This is a genomic window from Eubacterium uniforme (assembly GCF_900167115.1).
GTDB lineage: Bacteria > Bacillota > Clostridia > Lachnospirales > Lachnospiraceae > Eubacterium_S > Eubacterium_S uniforme.
On record NZ_FUXZ01000003.1, the window covers coordinates 273,024 to 294,122 of the forward strand.

At 31.2% G+C, this 21,099-nt stretch carries 13 protein-coding genes; all 13 read right to left on the reverse strand.

Annotation, left to right across the window (positions count from 1 at the left end):
- Window positions 1-102 precede the first annotated feature (102 nt).
- Complete coding sequence (locus B5D16_RS02765; RefSeq protein ID WP_078765441.1) at window positions 103-978, reverse strand: class B sortase; 876 nt, start codon at window positions 976-978, stop codon at window positions 103-105.
- A complete protein-coding gene (locus B5D16_RS02770) occupies window positions 965-4,321 on the reverse strand; it encodes an MSCRAMM family protein (RefSeq protein WP_078765442.1) in 3,357 nt (1,118 codons plus the stop codon). Before B5D16_RS02770 ends, B5D16_RS02765 begins: the two co-directional genes overlap by 14 nt.
- Before the next feature lie 240 nt (window positions 4,322-4,561).
- Window positions 4,562-5,926 (reverse strand): fibronectin type III domain-containing protein, encoded by a 1,365-nt coding sequence (locus B5D16_RS02775; protein WP_078765443.1) that lies wholly within the window; start codon window positions 5,924-5,926, stop codon window positions 4,562-4,564.
- Window positions 5,927-5,951: 25 nt separating this feature from the next.
- Window positions 5,952-7,643 (reverse strand): spermidine synthase, encoded by a 1,692-nt coding sequence (locus B5D16_RS02780; protein WP_078765444.1) that lies wholly within the window; start codon window positions 7,641-7,643, stop codon window positions 5,952-5,954.
- Between the two features lie 89 nt (window positions 7,644-7,732).
- On the reverse strand, window positions 7,733-8,344 hold the full coding sequence (locus B5D16_RS02785) for a BspA family leucine-rich repeat surface protein (protein ID WP_078765445.1): 612 nt from the start codon (window positions 8,342-8,344) through the stop codon (window positions 7,733-7,735).
- Window positions 8,345-8,561: 217 nt separating this feature from the next.
- Entirely contained in the window at window positions 8,562-10,175 is a 1,614-nt protein-coding gene (gene pckA / locus B5D16_RS02790) for a phosphoenolpyruvate carboxykinase (ATP) (protein ID WP_078765446.1), read from the reverse strand.
- A gap of 256 nt (window positions 10,176-10,431) precedes the next feature.
- Window positions 10,432-13,611, reverse strand: a complete 3,180-nt coding sequence (locus B5D16_RS02795; protein ID WP_078765447.1) for a leucine-rich repeat protein — start codon at window positions 13,609-13,611, stop codon at window positions 10,432-10,434.
- 267 nt (window positions 13,612-13,878) lie between these two features.
- Window positions 13,879-14,697 carry a hypothetical protein gene (locus B5D16_RS02800; RefSeq protein ID WP_143405019.1) on the reverse strand — a complete coding sequence of 273 codons (819 nt, stop codon included), beginning with the start codon at window positions 14,695-14,697 and terminating at the stop codon, window positions 13,879-13,881.
- 113 nt (window positions 14,698-14,810) lie between these two features.
- Window positions 14,811-15,629, reverse strand: a complete 819-nt coding sequence (locus tag B5D16_RS02805) for a DUF4097 family beta strand repeat-containing protein (protein ID WP_078765449.1) — start codon at window positions 15,627-15,629, stop codon at window positions 14,811-14,813.
- Between the two features lie 18 nt (window positions 15,630-15,647).
- On the reverse strand, window positions 15,648-16,673 hold the full coding sequence (locus B5D16_RS02810; RefSeq protein WP_078765450.1) for a permease prefix domain 1-containing protein: 1,026 nt from the start codon (window positions 16,671-16,673) through the stop codon (window positions 15,648-15,650).
- Between the two features lie 11 nt (window positions 16,674-16,684).
- A complete protein-coding gene (locus tag B5D16_RS02815; protein WP_078765451.1) occupies window positions 16,685-17,026 on the reverse strand; it encodes a PadR family transcriptional regulator in 342 nt (113 codons plus the stop codon).
- Window positions 17,027-17,307: 281 nt separating this feature from the next.
- Complete coding sequence (locus B5D16_RS02820; RefSeq protein ID WP_078765452.1) at window positions 17,308-20,079, reverse strand: ABC transporter permease; 2,772 nt, start codon at window positions 20,077-20,079, stop codon at window positions 17,308-17,310.
- A 51-nt stretch (window positions 20,080-20,130) separates the two neighbouring features.
- Complete coding sequence (locus tag B5D16_RS02825) at window positions 20,131-20,799, reverse strand: ABC transporter ATP-binding protein (protein ID WP_078765453.1); 669 nt, start codon at window positions 20,797-20,799, stop codon at window positions 20,131-20,133.
- Window positions 20,800-21,099 lie beyond the last annotated feature (300 nt).

Consider the following 21,099-nt stretch of genomic DNA (forward strand, 5'->3'; position numbering starts at 1 on the left):
TATAGTCACACAATCAGCGTGAACTATCTGTTATGGTTTCCACTTAAATCGGTAGGACTCACCACTTACTTAATATTATCATATCAAATTTAAATGTCAACATTATAGACCATTTTCTAGCATCCGGCCAACTAGCACAATTCTATAGCCGCCACCCAGTTCATTATCGCAAGTCGACAACATCAGATAATTTCCGTACTTCAGTTTTTCTTCACTAACATATATTCCATTTTCAATAATTCCATCCACATATTCAGCAAATGCCTCTTCATCCTTAAAATCCTTAATCTCCCAATACCTATAATCAGTAATATCCACATTAATGCTTAATAACGCAACTACTTCATATTCAAATAACTTTCCATCACTATATAAACATATACGCTTCAACCTGTCCAAGACGCTTTTATTCTTTAAAGAAAGCAATTTACCAAACATCTTATCCTTATTGATACAATGCCCATAGATTACTATATTGTTATTAATCAAGGAATACCCTTCCCCCATATACGGGCAGCCAAACAAACTATAATTCTTAAACAAGTCATGATTCAAATAGTAGTTTGGTGTTTTACTCATCATAACCGGATAGTTAAAATCCATCCCTTCTATATCAACAATTCCAAAAAGATCATCATTTATATTCTTGAATTCCTCATACTCATCTTTTATATCAGCAAATATTTCAGAAATGTTTTCATCTCTCCCTTCAAAATCTAAATAGTTTTTATTAATCTTCTTCCTCACACCTAAGTTGCTATCACTAAGCTTATCCCCATAACTAACAATCTTCCCTTTATTATCATTATTATCCTTATTATTCTTTTCTTTATTATCCTCTCCACAAACCATCCCTTTAAAGCCGCCAGCAATAAATTTATGTAAACCATCTATTTCACTAGTTTTATATAGCCACAGAACTAATCCTGTGGCTATCATAAGAATAATTAATGGAGATATCACCTTATTGATTTTCATATGTTTTACCCTTAAACCTTCTATTTACAGCAAAAACGCACAAAGATAACAGCATACCAATCAAAACAAACATTCCACCATAAACATTATAAAGATAAACAATCATATTACACATAAAAGCAAATGTCCCAACGTACATATTCATATCTTTACTAGGTACTTTCTTACTAATTTCTGCCTTAGTAACAGCTCTACAATCATCAATAAAAATACCAGTTTTTGGAGTAATAATATCTTCTCCTCCACCTTCATCTTCTTTTTCTCTAACACGTTTACTCGTCTTAACGATACTAATCTTTTCATCATACATGGTAACAACCTGAATCTTATCCGTCGCCTTAACTATAATCTTTATATCATTGGCATCATCATATCCATTAGGAGCTTTCACTTCATGAAATGTATATTCTTCTCCACTAGCAAATACTCCCTCAAACTCATTACCACCAATTACTGAATCAAAAGTGCTGACAACTTTTCCGTCTTTATCTTTTACCTCAATCTTAGCACCTTCAACATATTTCTTAGTTTCTTTATCTCTTTTTTCAAACCTAATAGTTATGCCCTGATTCTTTACTTCAACGTTAACAGTCTCATCGATCATATACTTAGTATCAGCTATTTTGCTCCCATCACATTTTATCTTTAAAACATCGTTATCCTTATTAGAATCCTCATAAATACTTACATAACCTAAAGGTGCCTTAACTTCTTTTAAGTAATACTCATCTATACTACATCTAAGGTAATCAGTAACTAACTCTCCATCCTTCGTTGTATAAGCAATCGCCTTACCATCATTATTAATAAGCTTTCCATTCTTATCATAGAACTTAGCCGGAATCTTAAAATCAGCATCCTCATATATTTCAAATACTGCACCATCAAGTTTCTTAACACCATCCGGTCCAACCTTTATGATCTTCGTTGAAAAACATTTATGCTTATCAACAATTTCAACCATTTGCTTATCAGCTAAATTACAGTCCCTATAATCTGCATAATTCTTGTTAATTGCATAATAGTCCTTACCAACAACATCAACTTCCTTAATAGAAACCTTTATTTTTTCTTCAGCAAATACCTTCAAAAATCCATCAAAGTCATTATCTATGGCCTCATTAGCCTTTGCCATTCCTCCATTAATATCAAAGGTCTTATCATCATAATAGCTAAACATTTTATTGATATAAGCATTATTTACAACCTGAGCAATCCCTGATTTTGCTGCACCGCTTAAGTTTACATAACTATCAGCACTCACCACATCAACATATTTAAAAGTATTATAATCAAAGTATTTTCCATATCCATATGAATAATTATCATACTTCTTTTCAAATTCAAGTCTTACCTTTATATCTCCATTTTTATCGGACATTGTTTGTAATTCAAAAATTGAACCATCTAATTTTACATTTTCATCAACTGATTTATCGCTAATAACAACCTTTTTATTCTTCTCTCCATCTGATTCATCATTAACATCAACTTTTTTATCATTCACAAAAATCTCTTTATCATCTAGATAAAACACTTTATCATTCACATAAACACTCTTTAATTCCGATGCATATTTTAATAAATCAACCTTTAAATCAAATTTAGCATTTGCTATAGGAGCTCCATCTTCATCTATTTTATGTAAACAAAATTCTCTATCATAACTTTTATTTTGACTTACAGCTCCAACACCATATTTATAATATGCATTTACAATATTCTGTCGTCCATTTAAGCCAATCATGGTAACTCTCGCACCATCAACAGAATAACTATTTTCATTATTCTCCTGTTTAGCTAAACTTAGCCAACTATTGTTAGAAGCATCCACATAATCAGAATTTGTATAAGTTCCACCAGACTTACCATTATAATTTCCAATTGTACTATAGTTTACATTTTTCTTATTACTTTCAGCTACAGCTCCATCAACAGAAATACTACTCTCATTCTTTTTTATGTTAACCCATTTATAATTACCATCAAGAGATGGATTAATGGAAAGTGTATTATCAAAGTATGTATTTCCATACACTCCCTTTAACTCACTTATGCCAAAATAAGTCGAAACATTTTCATATTCATTTCTAAGATCACTTAATTTATCGCTTATAATCTCTCCGTCAGCATCCATACGATTTTTGCCATGAGCATTGTTTCTAGCTCTATCCTTAAATCCAGCCCATCCACTTTCATCTCCTGAATCACTATGCGCTTTCTTCATCCAATAGTAATATGTATGTCCATCCTTCATAACAGATGAATCCGTATTATCAGATAATTTCTCCATCTGCTTATAAGTTTCAACATATATCCACTTACCATCCTTTTTGTACTTACCATAGGCATATGTTTTTGATTCAGTCCTAAAAGCTACTCTAAATCTAATATCACCATTTGCATCAGTCTTTAAGTAAATAACATTTCCTGGATACATATCCCTTAACTGGTCAGCTGACTTTGTAACCTTACTACCTGTAGCATTACCTTCCGCGTCCCTTTCTAAAACTTCAGCAAATCCTTTCGCTAAATCATTAACATCATTAGCTTTTAACAAAACACCCTTCTGCATTGATAGAGAAATCATCCTATCAAAACCTTCAGATAGCTTAATTTCATAAACGACATTTGCTACAGGATTATTATCAAAGTCAGTTTTATGTAAACTTAATATTTGTCTATAAGTCATGCTTCTTTTATATGTTGCAAAGCTAAACTGTGTATTATCCTCAATTGCCTTTGCACTAAGTAAAGCCATACGCTGAGTACTTCCATAATTACTACTTTTATACGTTGTAAGTGTAGCACTTATTTCATCATCGACTTCAAAGATTTCCTTAAATAACTTATCTGCATCCTTTGTCTTTGACTGTTTAATAATATTTTTAAGCGCAGACTTTGAAGTGTAACCCTTATCCATAGTCTGCCATATAAGTGCTTGAACTAAACTTCTTGCAAAATCATCGTCCTTATTACTTACCCAGTAGTAAGAAATCTTAGCGATAACAGCATCATAGGAAAAATCATTCTTTCCTTCACTTTTAAATTTGGCACTACCCTTGTCAGTGTAATTATCATTATTATAAATTTCCGATCCCTGATTTATACAAAACACCTTGCCAATTCCAGATATGGAATAACCATATCCTGCGCTATCCGTTGTTCCATCAGAGAATTTAAAACTTCCACTACTGCTCGCACTGCCAATCCACTTATAACTAAACGTTGCTGCCTCTACCTTAAAAACTAGCATGTCAGATAAAAGCAAGCACAACATAACCATAAAAGCTATGGCCCTTTTACAAAAACCTCCTAAACCAAACCTTCTCATTTTAATCATACCCATCACTCCAATCTTGTCATTAAATTGTTTGCAACGGGGCTCTGTAAAAAAGATATTAACACTCCGAATATTTTTTGTCAATATATATTTGCTATACGATAATAATATACCGACATTTCTCGTTATATAAAAAGACTTTAATTAATTGGCATATATCATATTAATCTTTCTGATATAATTCCAAAAAAAACGACCTTAATCAGTTAATCACTTAACCAATCAAAGTCGTTTTTATAACTATTTTTTAATTTTAACCTGTTTTATGCCACTCCACTTTGAATATGACATTCTTCCATTAGTGTTTACAAAACATCTAACCTTAACCTGATATGTCTTATACTTTTTAAATCTACCAAGTACATATTCAAGTTTACCAGTATTAAGAGTGTTAATCCTCTTAAATCTTCTATTCTTAATATCCTTATATGCTATCTGATAACCAGTAATATTTTTACTTGCATTACGCTTCTTTGCAAAAATCTTAATGCTTCTCTTTTTAACATTCTTGATTCGAAATCCTCTAACAGGAGTAACAATAATCTTATAGTCCTTACTTAATGAACCTTCATAATCACCTTTCCCAAGAACTTGTGCCTTCCATATTCCAGGTTTTTTATTACCAGTATAAACAAGATTATAATCAATGCCCTGTTTTAAAATGTATCCACCCATCTTAACAGTAACTTTTGGTACATGTCTCTTGCCATCATAATAATAGATGTTAGAATCAAGTGAAACATTGGCATCACTTATATCAATCTTTTCATCCTTCTTAGCTTCAACCACAATGTTTTCAGAAACTTTAATATCATTATTAACCGCATACTTATATGCATATGAATCTTTCTTTGCAACAATTACAAGTTTCTTTCCACATTCAGCAAATGCACTCGCACTAATATAGTTTACGCTTTCTGGAATCACAACATTATATAAGTTATCACAATTCTTAAATGAAACATTCTCAATACTTAAAACACCATCCGGAATTTTTACATTAGTAAGACCATCGCAATCAAAGAACGCTCCCTTACCAATTGTTTTTATTCCTTCATTTAACTTAATGTTTGATAAATTAGAGCAACCACTGAAAACTTCATCTTCAATTTCTTCAACATTTCCAGAAACCTCAATACTCTTTATGCTTGAGCAATTATAAAAAGCTCTAACTCCAATTCTTTTTATATCCTTAGAAAACTTAACATCCTTCAAATTCTTACAATCTGAAAATGCATAATTTCCAATTTCCTTAACACTATCTAAATTAATAGATTCTAAGTTTTCACAACCAAAGCATAAGCCATTTACTACAAGTTCTATCTTATCTGAAAGTTCTATTTCCTTTAAACTAAGGCTCTTAGCAAATGCATACTTTCCAATGCTATCAACTTTATCAGATACTAATATTTTCTCATATGGGCACTCATAAAGTTTACCATCTGTTAAATTCTCTTCAACCGAAACAGTATATAATCCACTATTATCCTTAATAATAACTGCGTCATCGGCAAAAATATCAAAACTATTTACACCAATTGTAGTAAAACACATACTAGCAACTAAAAAAGATGCTTGTATTGTTTTATGCAAACCTTTTTTCATCTTTCTCTTCCTTTTATTTGTAGTACTATAGTTGGTCAATTAATCCCTTTATACCATCCTTTTTATAAATCTCCCTATAGTATTCAACTTCATCCTTAATCAAATCATCAATGATATCGATTCCTAAAAGTTCAACAGGAGCTTTATCATCAGTAAGAATAAGATTACCTGCTTCGTACTCTTCAAGTCTGTTAGTAATACTTTCTAGTAATTCTATAAGTTCTTCGTTATCTTCTAATGAAACATTTTCATTAAAGACTTTTAGCATATCCTTATTATTTCCAGCAAATAATTCAACATTCGTACTGTTGTCAACCTTTACAGTATACACATTTTTAAATACTTGTGCAATAGTATCTTCCAAATAATTATTTATACTGCCCTTTTTATCACTCCTCATATTAATATTAACAACCATCACACCATCGTCTGTTAAATGCTCTCTAACCTTATCGAAAAATTCAACTGATGACATTTGAAATGGAATTGTTATATCTTGATAAGCATCAACCATGATAACATCATATTTCTTCTTATTAACATTTAAGAAAGCTCTTCCATCATATTCAGTAACCTTAACATTCTTATCAAGATCAAAATGCTTTCTAGATAAATCAATTATCTTTTTATCTATTTCAACGCCCTCAATATTTAAATTATCAAAATATCTATTACTCTGTGTTGCATATGTACCTGTGCCCATTCCAAGGACCAAAATATCCAAGTTTTCTTTTCTTTTTACATCTGAAAAATACAAAGACGCCATTGCAATATCATAATACATGCCAGTCAATTTCTTATCTTTCATATAAACCGACTGCACTCCAAAAAGTACATTTGTTGATAATGCAACTTCATCTTCATCCTCATAAACCTGAAGGTAATTATATATGGATTCGCCTTCATATGTTAATTTATTTTCCCAAAAAGCATATGAATTATTATGTCCAAATATACATGCAACAATATAAACTATTCCAAAAATAGTTAGAGATGTAAGTCTTCTTTTTGAATTATTCTGCTTTCCTATTAAAAAATATCCAAAAGATATCACAAGTAATATCCCAGCAAATACCAAGAAAGTAATGCTAGTCCCCACAGCCGGAATGCTTATAAAAGTTGGAACGAAAGTTCCGATTATGCTACCGATTGTATTCGCTGCACCAAGATTGCCAACAACTTTTGCATTATCATCAAGGCTATCTGTTGTATATTTTACAAGTGATGGTGTTACCGTTCCAAGTAAAAATAACGGGAATACAAAAATAACCATACACGCTATAAATCCAGCAATTATAAGGAAATTGCTATTAACTGTAAATATTAAAATTGCAGAAATTGCCACGATTATGTACTTTCCTAAAACTGGAATTAAGGCAATCCAAATTCCACTTATAATTATTCTTCCATATAATTTATCTGGATCTGGATTCTTATCCGCATATCTACCACCATAGATATTTCCAAGTGCCATTGCTATCATAATAGTTCCAATTATAATTGTCCAAACTATCTGTGATGAACTAAAGTAAGGAGCTAACAATCTACTTGCTCCAAGTTCTACAGCCATTACGGCCATGCCGGAAAAGAACTCTGTCAAATATAAAAATAATTTATTATTGAGTAATCTGTTATTCCTATTAACAGACTCTTTATCTTTTACTATTTTTTCTGTTGTTTCAACTTTTTCTGTTAATTCTACTTTTTCGTTTTCCATATACCTATCTCACTTTATTGTTGTTTAAATTAAATCGCTATACATATTTCTATAAATAAAAAGGGCTTTGGATAAACCAAAGCCATTTTTTATTTTGACTTAAATGCTGTATCAATCTTTTCACCAGCACCTTTAACTTCTGTTAACTTATCACATCCCTTGAACATATCTGTGAAGTTCTGAACATTATCCGTATCCCAACCTTCAACATTAACCTTTTCAAGAGCTGCACATCCTTCAAACATTCTACTCATGTTTGTACAGAATCTGGTATCAAATCCACTCAAATCCATTTCCTTACAATACTTACAATTGATAAATAAACCTTCAGCACTTGGATCTAAGAATACTGTATAACCTTCTTCAACCTGAACCTTAAAGATTGTATCTGACTTTTCACCCCAAGGAGCTGAACTTACAAGCTCTGTAGTCTTCTTCTTCTTTCCTTTTTTAATTTCTTTAATTGTATTAGATGTAAGTCTACCATATTTAGCATTAGGTTTAAGTGTTAAAATACCGTTCTCTATTTTATAACTAACATCAGCAAGCTTATCAAGCTCAATGACTTTTTCTGTTTCAACTTGATCTCTTGTTGCTTCCTTTAACTCTTGCATGTGTTCATTAATAAACCAAACAGATGGTGCAACAAATATTGCTAATAAGAATATTATTAATAATAAAACACCTATTTTTCCTCTCACAATTTCATCCTCCTAAAATAAATACCTTATTTATTTTACTATTTTAAAACCTTTTTGTAAATCCTAATTACAATATTTGTTCAAAATTTTAGCCACTTTTATTTTGTCATTTTTTTAACACATTCGTACCAGTTTACATAATTCGTTTAAGTCTTTTTATATAAAAAGAATCCGGTTAAAAAACCGGATTCTTATATATAAAATATTTAATTTCAAATTATAACTGTGGACCAGCACTTACTAATGCCTTACCAGCTTCGTTACCTTCATACTTTTTGAAGTTCTTGATAAATCTTTCAGCAAGATCCTTAGCCTTAGCATCCCATTCAGAAGCATCAGCGTATGTATCTCTAGGATCAAGGATACCTGTATCAACACCTGGAAGTTCTGTAGGTACTTCGAAATCGAAAATAGGAATTTTCTTTGTAGGAGCTTTCTTAATATCACCATTTAAGATAGCATCGATGATTCCACGAGTATCTTTGATTGTGATTCTCTTACCTGTACCATTCCATCCTGTGTTTACAAGGTAAGCCTTAGCGCCACTCTTTTCCATCTTCTTAACAAGTTCTTCAGCATACTTTGTAGGGTGAAGCTCTAAGAAAGCCTGACCGAAACAAGCTGAAAATGTAGGAGTTGGTTCTGTAATTCCTCTTTCTGTACCAGCAAGCTTAGCAGTAAATCCTGAAAGGAAGTAATACTTAGTCTGCTCTGGTGTAAGAATTGATACTGGAGGAAGTACTCCGAAAGCATCAGCTGATAAGAAGATTACGTTCTCAGCAGCTGGACCAGCTGAAACTGGGTTAACATTCTTAACGATGTTATCGATATGCTGAATTGGGTAAGATACACGAGTATTCTCTGTAACTGACTTATCAGCGAAATCAATCTTACCATTAGCATCAAGAGTAACGTTCTCTAAAAGAGCATCTCTCTTAATTGCATTGTAGATATCTGGTTCTGATTCTTTATCAAGGTTAATAACCTTTGCATAACAACCACCTTCAAAGTTGAATACACCGTTGTCATCCCAACCATGTTCATCATCACCGATGAGTAATCTCTTAGGATCTGTTGAAAGTGTTGTCTTACCTGTACCTGAAAGACCGAAGAAGATTGCTGTGTTCTTACCTTCCATATCTGTGTTAGCTGAGCAGTGCATTGAAGCAATACCCTTAAGTGGTAAGTAGTAGTTCATCATTGAGAACATACCCTTCTTCATTTCTCCACCGTACCATGTATTTAAAATAACCTGTTCACGGCTTGTAATATTGAATACTACTGCTGTTTCTGAGTTAAGACCAAGTTCTTTGTAGTTTTCAACCTTAGCCTTTGAAGCATTATATACTACGAAGTCAGGTTCAAAGTTAGCAAGTTCTTCATCTGTAGGAACGATAAACATGTTCTTTACGAAATGTGCCTGCCAAGCTACTTCTACGATAAATCTAACTGCCATTCTTGTGTCTGCGTTAGCACCACAGAAAGCATCAACTACGAAAAGTTTCTTATTTGATAATTCAGCGATAGCAAGCTTCTTAACAGCTTCCCATGTTTCTTCAGATGCTGGATGGTTATCATTCTTATATTCATCTGTTGTCCACCATACAGTGTCCTTTGAATTTTCATCCATAACGATAAATTTGTCTTTAGGAGAACGACCTGTGTAGATACCTGTCATAACATTAACTGCACCAAGTTCACTTTCCTGTCCGATTTCATAACCTGTAAGACCTTCTTTTGTTTCCTCTTCGAATAATACTTCGTATGAAGGATTATAAACGATCTCTGTAGCACCTGTAATGCCATACTTACTTAAATCGATGTTTGCCATTTTTCTAACCTCACTTTTTCATCTTTAATTTTTATTTGTATTATAGGAATCATAGGAATCCCTACTGCATCCTATTCTTATAACACATTTGTGTCCCATTTTACACCAATATAAGGAAAAATGCTAGTCTATTTTTTCATTTTCAGAACTAATTATAAAAATTCTCATTAAAATCATAATTTTTCATATATTTTTTCGCTTAAAATCTCATAATAAAAGAACCTATGAATAATCATAAGTTCTTTTATTGCTTAATCTAACTATTCTTTAACATCTTTTTATTGTATAAAAATTTAGCATTCTTATAAATCTTTGATTTGGATAGTATCTTCTTATACTTCTTCAATAAGGATTTCTTAGGAACATAAACCTTAATTTTCTTAGAAGTTTTAGCAAATGCATTCTTACCAACGCTCTTTAATTTCTTAGTCTTTATTACAACAACTTTCAAGTTCTTGCAATTATAAAATGCTCTCTTACCAATCTTCTTAATGTTCTTTCCTAAAACAACTTTCTTAAGTTTCTTCTTACTCTTAAAAGCATCATCCTTGATTTCAGAAACTACAATTTTCCTTCCTTCAACGAAAATTGAATCCTTAATTACAGTTTCTGCATCATTCTTAATAATATTTGTAATTGAAACAGAACCATCTTTATTTACTTCATAATTAACGCCACCTGCTCTGTCAGTAAATACAAAACCATTTGTCATATCAGAAAGTTTAATTCCATCAATTGATTCATCCTTTACGGATTTACTCTTAGAATCAGTAGATGTTTTTTTCTGATCTTCTGTTCTGCTTTCACCCTTTACTATACTTTTATCTATTGTTTTATCCTGAGTATCACTAACAGTCTGGTTAGTATTCTGTTTTTCTTCACCCTGACTGTTTTCATTACCTTGGCCAGATTCTCCACCCTGGTTCTGCTCGGTGCCTTCGCCAGATTCTCCACCTTGACCTTGTTCATTACCTTCACCGGATTCTCCACCTTGCCCCTGTTCATTACCTTCACCAGATTCTGTACCCTGGCCTTGTTCACTTCCTTCACCTTGATTTCCACCCTGGTTCTGTTCGCTTTCTTCAATTTCTGCCACAGTAGTAGCTAGTAAAGTAACCTCTTCTTTAAGTGTATCAACCTCATCCTTTAAAGCATTTGCTGAAGTTTCAAGTTCATCTCTTAACGTCTTTTTGCCTTCAATGACTTCATTTAATGTTTTAAGTTCTGCTCTATCTGCTTCTAGTTCAGTTGGAGCATTTTCAAGTTGTTCTTTCTTATCAGAAAGTTCTGAACTAAGTGCCATATTATCTGATTCTAATTCAGTAATTTGATTTTCTAATTCCTGAATAGGATTTCTATATTCATCTGCTCTTTCAGATATTTCATCGTAAACCGCCTTTGCATCTTCATATGCACCCTTCTTTTCAGCACTAGCTGATTTAAGAGTTTTTAATTCATTACAAGCAGTATTATATTTTTCATTGCAAGCACTTACATTTGACTGAGCATTAAGCACTTCTGTAAGAGCCTTTGAATACTCATCCTGTCTTATCTCATAATTACCTTCAGCTACTCTTAAATATGTATTAGCTTCTGTAAGCTCATCATTAGCATCTTTCAATGCATCATTAAGTTCAATCTTTTTATCAAGACATGCACTTATAGTTTCAAGACATTCAGTATATTTCTCACTACAAATACGTATTTCTTCCTTTTTAGCTTCTATCTCAGCTTCTTTATTTGTAATATCCTCATCAACAACTTCAACTGGCAAATTCATGTCTTTAACAAGTTTATTATAATACTCATTAAATTTTTCTTCGTATTCATCAACTGTATATGATGCATTACTTGTACCTGTCCAAAATTCCTGGGCATAAATATATTTATATATATCATTAACCCCTTCGCTATATGCGAATCCAGTACATGTATTCTTTTCATATATAAGATTTAAATAATGCCCAATTTTCTTATGCAAATCAGGATATTTTTTCTGAATATCAAACATAGACAATTCTGCAAGATTTGGATATACTAATACAGTTTCGCCTGTCTGCTCATCAGTCTTTGTTTCTATCAAAGCATTTTCATAAATTTCTTTTTCATTATCATACCATCTAGAGAATGGATCCTCACTACCCTTTGCCAGGTTTTCATTTACTTTAAACTGCTGTGGATGACTATGTCCCTTATAATCGTAGTAATCTGCATCAATCTGAGCATATAACATTAACTCGTTTGTAATCTTTAATTCACTTAATCCTTCTTTCTTACGAATCTCATTTGCACTTCTAATATAGTCAAATGACACTTTCATGTGTTCAAGGCTTGTTGCACTTTGAAGCGCTTCTTCAACAGTCGCACCTGTATCAATAATATGAATAAAATCCTTCTTCTTACAATTTTCAAGTAATGTCTTAATACTATCACAATCTACATTAACGTTATTTTCATCTTTGTATGTGTATACATCATCAGGTCCAATTTCTTCAAAGAATGCTATACTACCTCTGTTATATTTTTCAATGGCAGCATTCTTAACAGCTAAAACCTTATCACTATCTTCTTTTGCCTCAAGCAATTCATCAAGTTCACCATTAAGGGTTTCAAGCTCACCATTTAATGTTATATTTTTACTCTCATATGTATCCTTATCACTTAATGCCTTTTCATATGCAGCGTTATTATTTGTAATATCTGTCTGATAATCTTCTACTGCATTTTCTTTTTCGGTAACACTTGCTTTTGCAGTATCCCATTCTGCCTTTGCACTATCTCTATTTGTTTTGGCTGTTTTACATGCATCATTAGCGTTATTTAAAGCCTCCTCTGCATTCTCACATGCCTGTTCAAGATTTTCAACTTCTGTCTGCTTATTTGTAACTGCGAGTGCTGCTTCATCATAAGCAGTCTTTGCATCATTATAAACTTCTTCCTTAGGTCCTAATTCTTCAAGTATAGGAGCTAGTAATTCCTGAAGTCTTGTAATTTCAGTTTCATTCTCTTCACGAGTAGCAGTAAGTTTTGCATCTGAAGTTTCCAAAAGACCTGTTAATTTTTCTATTTCATCTGGATACTCCTTTATTACCTTCTGAAGATTCTCTATACTCTTTTCTAGAATGGAAATAGTTTTCAATGTATCAGTATAATCTTTATCAGCCGCTTCAAAATCTGACTTAGCTTTTTCATAAGCTTTAGTCTTATCTGATAATTCATTATTTTTTCCTTCTAATTCTTCCTTAAGTTCATCAAGTGATTTTTCTTCTTCACCTTCTACAAGACCTTCACCTTCAGCAGCTTCCCTTTCTCCATCAAAAGAAACGTAAGACTCATCCGCTCTTACGTTCATATTAAATGCTGGCACGTTACTCATAGTAAGTGCAGCTGCCATTATTGTAGTAATTACCTTAGTAGTTAACCTTCTTCTGTACATAAGGTACCTCCAATTCTCTTTCTTTAAATCCACAACTATAGCAAATGCGTAAAACTAAAATTTCTAACCACGCATCTCCTCAATTATAATTTACCAATTTTATGTTGATTTTTCAATAACCTGGAAACTATTTCAAAAAAATCGTCTTATTGTCTAAAATAGGGCGATTTTTTTAGTGATTGTTACTACTAAACAACCATATAAAATTATTCTGATTTTTGCATTATGTAAACCATATTTTTATATTATTTTTAAGAAGTTTCCTTTTTAATCTATTTTATCAGGTTTAACTCTATTTATTTTAAGTTTACACGTTTTATCCTTACAATTTCCACATTGTAATCTCTTATTTGTTCCTTCCCAGAATCGTTCTGGATGTTTTGCATATACTATCTCCCAGTGTATAAGAACAACGCATGATGTAAAAAACAAACTCCAACTAAAGAAATTTCTTAAAAAAAGCATTGGAGTAAACATCATAAAATGTCCCCAATCATATATTCTACAATTTACACAGCACTTATTGTGCATAATAAATGTCTGAAATGGACAGAATATTAAAATACAAATATAATCGCATATAAAAAAGAACACTGTTGCCATAACAAGATCAACATCTTCTAATATTCCAGCCAAGTAAAGTACACCTAAAACACCGTTACCAAGTAACCAAACTAGCATTACTCTCCAAGCTTTTATATTCATATCTTGAACAAATTTCAAAAGTTTATAATGATCTAAATTATCTACTGGAACAAACTTCTCTTTCTTTGATTTAAGAAGAGCCATAGTTAATTTATCAAATGGAAATATATGTAAAATCATAATTGTCATAAAACATAACCATAACACATGAATAGGTGTAACCACCTTCCAGAAAGGTGTATTAACAAATTCCCATAACATTTGCTTATGAAAAACATAAAAATACAAAACTATCGTAAACGCTGTTATTCTAAGCATAAACTTAAACATATAGAATTTCATCTGAACTGTTATTTCTTTTTTCATCACTTCACCTTTTCTTTCTTCCCTATCAACCCACCAATTTCTTATAAAAATCCATTGTGCCTGACTCGTTACCATATAAAAAATCAGATGTACCTAAGTACATCTGATTATAACCCTTATCCCTTTATCTTTACAATATTATTTATGTATCTTTTAAATTTTTCCTGTGGTTTTATATGATTTATATATTACTTTTCAAATTTCTTTCCATATTTTTCACCGTTATATTTTACAGTGCCAACATCTGACTTAAGTGAAACCTTTACTTCATCTTCGCTACAAAGATCATCTTTAAACTGTACATCTATAGAACCTACATCTGCTTTAGCTTCAAGTTTCTTAAACGCAGCCTCTATATCAATATTACCAACATCTCCTTCAGCGTCTATTTTTTCACATTTAAAGTTTTCTATTTCTATATTTCCAACATCTGCTTTTATTTCTGAATCCACAGCTGTTGAATCAGCGATATGAATTTCTCCTGTATCTGCATCAACTGTTAATTTATCTGCTTCAATATTTGTAATTTTAACTTTTCCAACATCAACATCAGCTGTAACATCAGCAAATGCAATATCACTAAGCTTAAGAGAACCCACATCTAACTTAGCATCTAATTCAATTTTATTAGCATCATCTGGTACAGAAATAATAACCTTTCCACCTGAATTCGTATTACCAATAAATCCAAAATTGAATACAAAACCTTTTACTTTCTTCTGAGTGATTTTCATCTTACCATTATTATTCGAAACCTTAGGAATCAATTTCTCTGGTACATTCTTATATTCAATATCCCACTTTGTTCCCTTTACAATTTCAACACTCGATCTATCTAAATCAATATCTAAATCTTCGCATGCACCAATTTCAATGTTACCACTTTTTTGTTTTCCTAAGTCTGCACCAACTACATGGATCTTAATTCCAACTATAACACATATTACCGTAACAATTCCTAATACAAATATATAAACACTTCCAAATCCACTCTTCTTCTTTTCCATTTGTTCATCCCTCCAAAATTAAAATTTCTTCTTTTCCATAGTTGCTGTGTCAATTAAATATTTTATAACTCCAGCTATTGGCCATATAAGCCATGATGTTCCCCAGTTAAAAGTTAAAAATGATTCAATTAAATAAATACAAGTAACTGTTGGCCAGTATAACTTCATGATATCTTCTGTCTTTTGATCCTTATAAACCTTAACTCCTTCATTTACATAAGAGCCAACCATTGTATTACCATCACTTGCCTTTGTTAAATTCTTATATCCTTTCATAACACCATTTGCTACGATTATAAGTAATACACCTAATGCAATAAGTGAAAACAATGCAACTGGTGAAGCAATCTCCTCAGTAAAAACTCTTACATCCTTATCAAAATCTATCTCTGAAAGAACTGCTGCTGGGAACCAGCAAATAGCACAAAATACAATTCCTATCGCTCTAATAACTGCATATACCTTTGAATTACTATCCATATCAAACTTAATCTGACTAGCTGTCTGATAATCTAAAACACATAACTCATTTTTAATGAATTTCCATTTCTTCATAATTGAACTTGAAACAACAAAAAGTATTACCGCGATAAGAAAAATTGGGAAAATAGTACTTACAACTACGACATCTTCTATCCACTCTTCAAGATAATCCGCATCAACTAAAGCACTAACAGTAATAGCTGGAATATAAGCAATTATACATAAGAATACACCAAATGCTCTTAAGAAGGATGCTTTATGGTTATCCTTTAAATACTGCTTAGCATCTACAGGTGTTAACTTTCTTGCATTAGCATAAACTGGATTTTCATTAACCTGTTTTACTGTTTCATTAATTCCTAAATCATCAGCGATTTCATTCAAATTACCAAATTCAGAAATTACAATTCCAACTGCCTCATTCTCTGTTTTTCCTTCCTCGATAAGTTCATTATACTTATCTTCCATCATCTGTGATAATTCATTCTTTGCTTTAAGAACTTCATCAGTATGTGGTAGATTTGCAAACATGTTATCAAGATAATTTTTTATAGTTTCCATGATTTTCCCTCCTAATTACTCTCAATGAATTTTTCAATTACATCCTTTGTGAGATTCCATTCTTCACATTTCTCTTTATAATAATTTATTCCAGCCTCTGTGATCCTATAATAGGTTCTCCTTTTACTATTACCTTCTGTTCCGGCTTCAGCTACAAAACTTTCAATGTAACCATTCTTTTCCATTCTTGTAAACGCCGAATACAACGTTGTTTCCTTTATGATATATTTCTCATCAGATAACTGTTTTATCTGTTTTGAAATTTCATAACCATATGACGGATTTTTCTGTAAGATATAAAGAATAATTGTATCATTATATCCTCTAATTACATCACTACTAATCTGTAACATTTCTTTCCTCCTTTTTTTACTCTACTCTTTTAAATTATTTCATGTATCTTTTCTTTTCCTTTTTTCTTTCAAGTTTTACTTTATCTGTCGTACTTTATCTGTCGTACTATATCTGTCGTAGTAAATATAACATATCCCCAAATCAGTGTCAACACTTTTTATAAAAAAATATTTTTTTATTTTCCATATCATAAGAAAACCTCCAGTTTAAGCCATTTCTTAAACTAGAGGTTTTTATCTAACACCTAATCACTTTATTCAATTTAAATAATTACCATAAATTAAATATTTTCATTTCTAATTGTTTCAATGATATTCTGATTACTATTCTTCTTAACCGCATATCCCATGATAATTGAAACAATAACTATAACAGCTACAATAGATATTCCAATTCCACTGTATGGCAGTGTATAATAACCAAGTTCCTTATCTCCACCAAGTAACTTATAGGTTACGATAGAAGCGCCTATACCTAATATCAATCCATAGAATAATGCCTTCATTCCCATAAATATACTTTCAAGTCGAATCATTCTCTTAAATTCCTTCTTAGTCATTCCAACAGATTTAAGCATAGCAAATTCCTGGGCTCTTAATCCAATACTTGTTGTAATTGTATTAAATATACTAGTAATACCAATAAGAGTAACTACAATGATAAATCCATATAAAAAGATTGAAATAATAAGCAAAAGATTTTTAATCATTTTAACTTGTTTATTCTGGTCATTTATGTAATTATACGAATAATTATCCTTCACAAAATCATCTATTTTTTTGCTTAATTCAGTATCATTTTTGCAAGCAATATAAAAATTCACATCATAATCATACCCCGTATCAGCAAATAATTCTTTAAACATTTTTTCTGATAAAATAAGCGTTGGTGAATAAGAATATGGACTCTTCATATAATCCGGTTCCTTATACGCTAATGCACTTATTTTTATAGTAACATCTTTTTTAGGATTTTCACTAGGATTTTCACTAGAATCTTCCTCGATATCACTTTCTGAATATATATCTACTTTAGCCTTTAATTCATCTCCAGCTTTAAGATTAAGCATATTGAATTTAGAATTTTCATATCTATCTGTTTTTTCATTTAAAACAGAATACTCTAATCCATCAAGATATATAGCTCCATCTTTTATATCATCATAACTCTTGCCTATTTTCTTAGCATAATCCTTAAATGTATCTTCATCAACACAATTTACTTCAATTGAATTCTCTGAAAACTGATTTATAAATTCTGAAACATCTAAGTCAGCATCCTTTGCATCCTGAGTCAGTTTATACATATACTCATCACTGAAATAATCTTTATCAAAATCATAAACATTTAAGTTTATAGCATAAACTACTTCATCAACACCTTTAAATTTGGCAATTTCCTTAATATTTTTCTTATTAGATTTCTCATAGGAAATCCTACCTGAAATATTATACTTATCATTACCAACCTGATCTCTAACCGATTTATATAACCATCCAACAACACTGTTTAATATGATAAAACAAATAATTGTGATAACCATTGCAATTATTGTGGTTCTATATTTCTTCTTATTTCTCTTTAAATTCTTATATGATAATTCTCCGCCAATACCACAAGTTTTTCTTACTAAAAATGGCACCTTAAGTTTCTTACCTTTAATCTTAATATCTCCGCTATTTCTGATAGATTCTATCGGAGAAATTTTAGTAGCTCTTCTTGCACTTCCAAATGATGACAATAAAATTGTTATTATCGCTAATACAACAGCAAATATTATCGCTGGTATTGAAACAATAAATGTTAACTTCATGTTTTGCAACATCTCAGCTGGTAATAAAGTATTAGTTATTACTGATAAAATAAATGAAGCCACAAGTCCGAGTATAACACCTAATGGAATACCTATCATACCAATATAATATGCTTCATATAAAACACTAAATCTTAACTGTGCCTTAGTAGCTCCAACACTTCTAAGCATACCATACTGTTTTGTCTTTTCTGTAACTGAAATATCAAAACTGTTTTTAATACAAAATACAGAAGCCGCAACAACAATAAGAGAAATAATAAGTGCAAAATTTTGTAATATCTCGATACCCGCTCCTTTAATTGGATCTATTTCCAAATTAATAAGATATGCATTTACATTTATTGAATATTTAGCTTTATCTATATCTTTTTCTGCTTTTTCCAAATCTTCTGAAGTTTTACCTTCAAGATTTCCAGTTACTACAAGTTCTAAACTTTCACCATCAATACCTAACAATTCACCAATGATATCATATGATTCTTTTAAAGCATTTTTCTTAAAATATACATACACATCAACCTTATCACCTTCAGTAATATTTACTTTTGCTGAATTTGGAGTCGTAAAGAATGTAAATCCAGCTGCTCCATAAGCTTCAACATAATTAGATAAACCAGAATAATAACCTGTTACCTTGTATTCTTTTTTCTCTGCATTGATGATCTTTTCGTCGCCATTTTCTTCATCTACATCATTTTCGACTTTCTCTTCTTCATCGGGATGTTCAATATCTGAATTATAATTAATCACATCTCCTTTATAATTAGTTCTCTGACCAACATCTAATGTAATAGTATCTCCAATCTCAACCTTCTTATCGTTATTTTTATAGTTTTCAGGAATCAAAACTTCATTATCACCACTAGGAATTTTACCTTTACAGACATTCACTCTTAACACATCAAAATCATCCTTAGCAACACTAACAATATTTGCATATGGTTTTTCTGCATCTTCAAGTTCAGCAAATCCTAAACTTTTTATATATGCATAATCCTTTACCTGTCGATTATTTTCAATATAACTTAAATCCTCATAATCAACTGCTTTTATACTATAATGAAATGCACCCTTAATTGACTTTTCAAATTCAACTAATGAATTAACTCCCGTCATATACATATCAGCCACAGCTGTAATAAGTGCAACAGACAAGATAACACCAATAATAGTTACTATTGTTCTCTTTTTATTTAGTTTCATATTCTTTTTAGTAAGCATCTTTAAAAATTTCATTTCAATCTTCCTCTACAATTCAATCTAATTGTTTAATATAAATTTTTTCATCTATTCATTAACAATTCTACCATCAGCAATCTTAATAACTCTATCTGCCATCTTGGCAATTTCCATGTTATGTGTAATCATAACTATAGTTTGTTTCATCTCTCTATTAGTTTTCTTAAGTAAAGCAACCACCTCATCACTAGACTTAGTATCAAGGTTACCAGTAGGTTCATCTGCAAGTACAATTGTAGGTCTTGTAATAAGCGCTCTACCAATGCTTGTTCTCTGCTGCTGACCACCAGAAAGTTCATTAGGAAGATGATTTCTTCTTTGCTTTAATCCAAGTACATCAAGCATTGATTCTATCTGATCCTGTTCAACTTTTCTTCCATCAAGAGATAATGGAAGTGTTATATTTTCCTCAACATTTAAAACTGGAATCAAGTTATAGAACTGATACACAAGTCCTACCTGTCTTCTTCTAAAAATAGCTAACTTTTCATCATCAAAACTAAAAATATCTTTTCCATCAATATAAACCTTTCCACTCGTTGGTCTGTCAACGCCACCTAAAAGATGAAGAAGTGTTGATTTACCACTTCCGGATGCTCCGATAATGGCAACAAATTCGCCCTTTTCCACTGAAAAAGAAACATTATCTAGCGCAACAACTTTAGCCTCATCCTTTCCATATATTTTTGTAAGATTTTCAACTTTTAAAATTTCCATCACTATCTCCTATCTTTTCTTTTTATTCTTACCAACTTCTCTGTAAGGTAAAACGGTTCTTTTCCTTCATTATAAATTTTATGATTTCGTTCTTTTCATCTCTTTATAATTTCTTCATGACCTCTTTAATTTTTCATGTTCATTCTTTAATCTCTTTATAAATTTCTCTCTTTTTTTCACCTTACAATATGAATTATACATATGTAAAGTTACACGTAAGTTACTTTGAAAAAATTTTTTTAAATATTCATATCATCCAACATCAAATTTAGTATAATATATATTATCTGAGGTTATTTC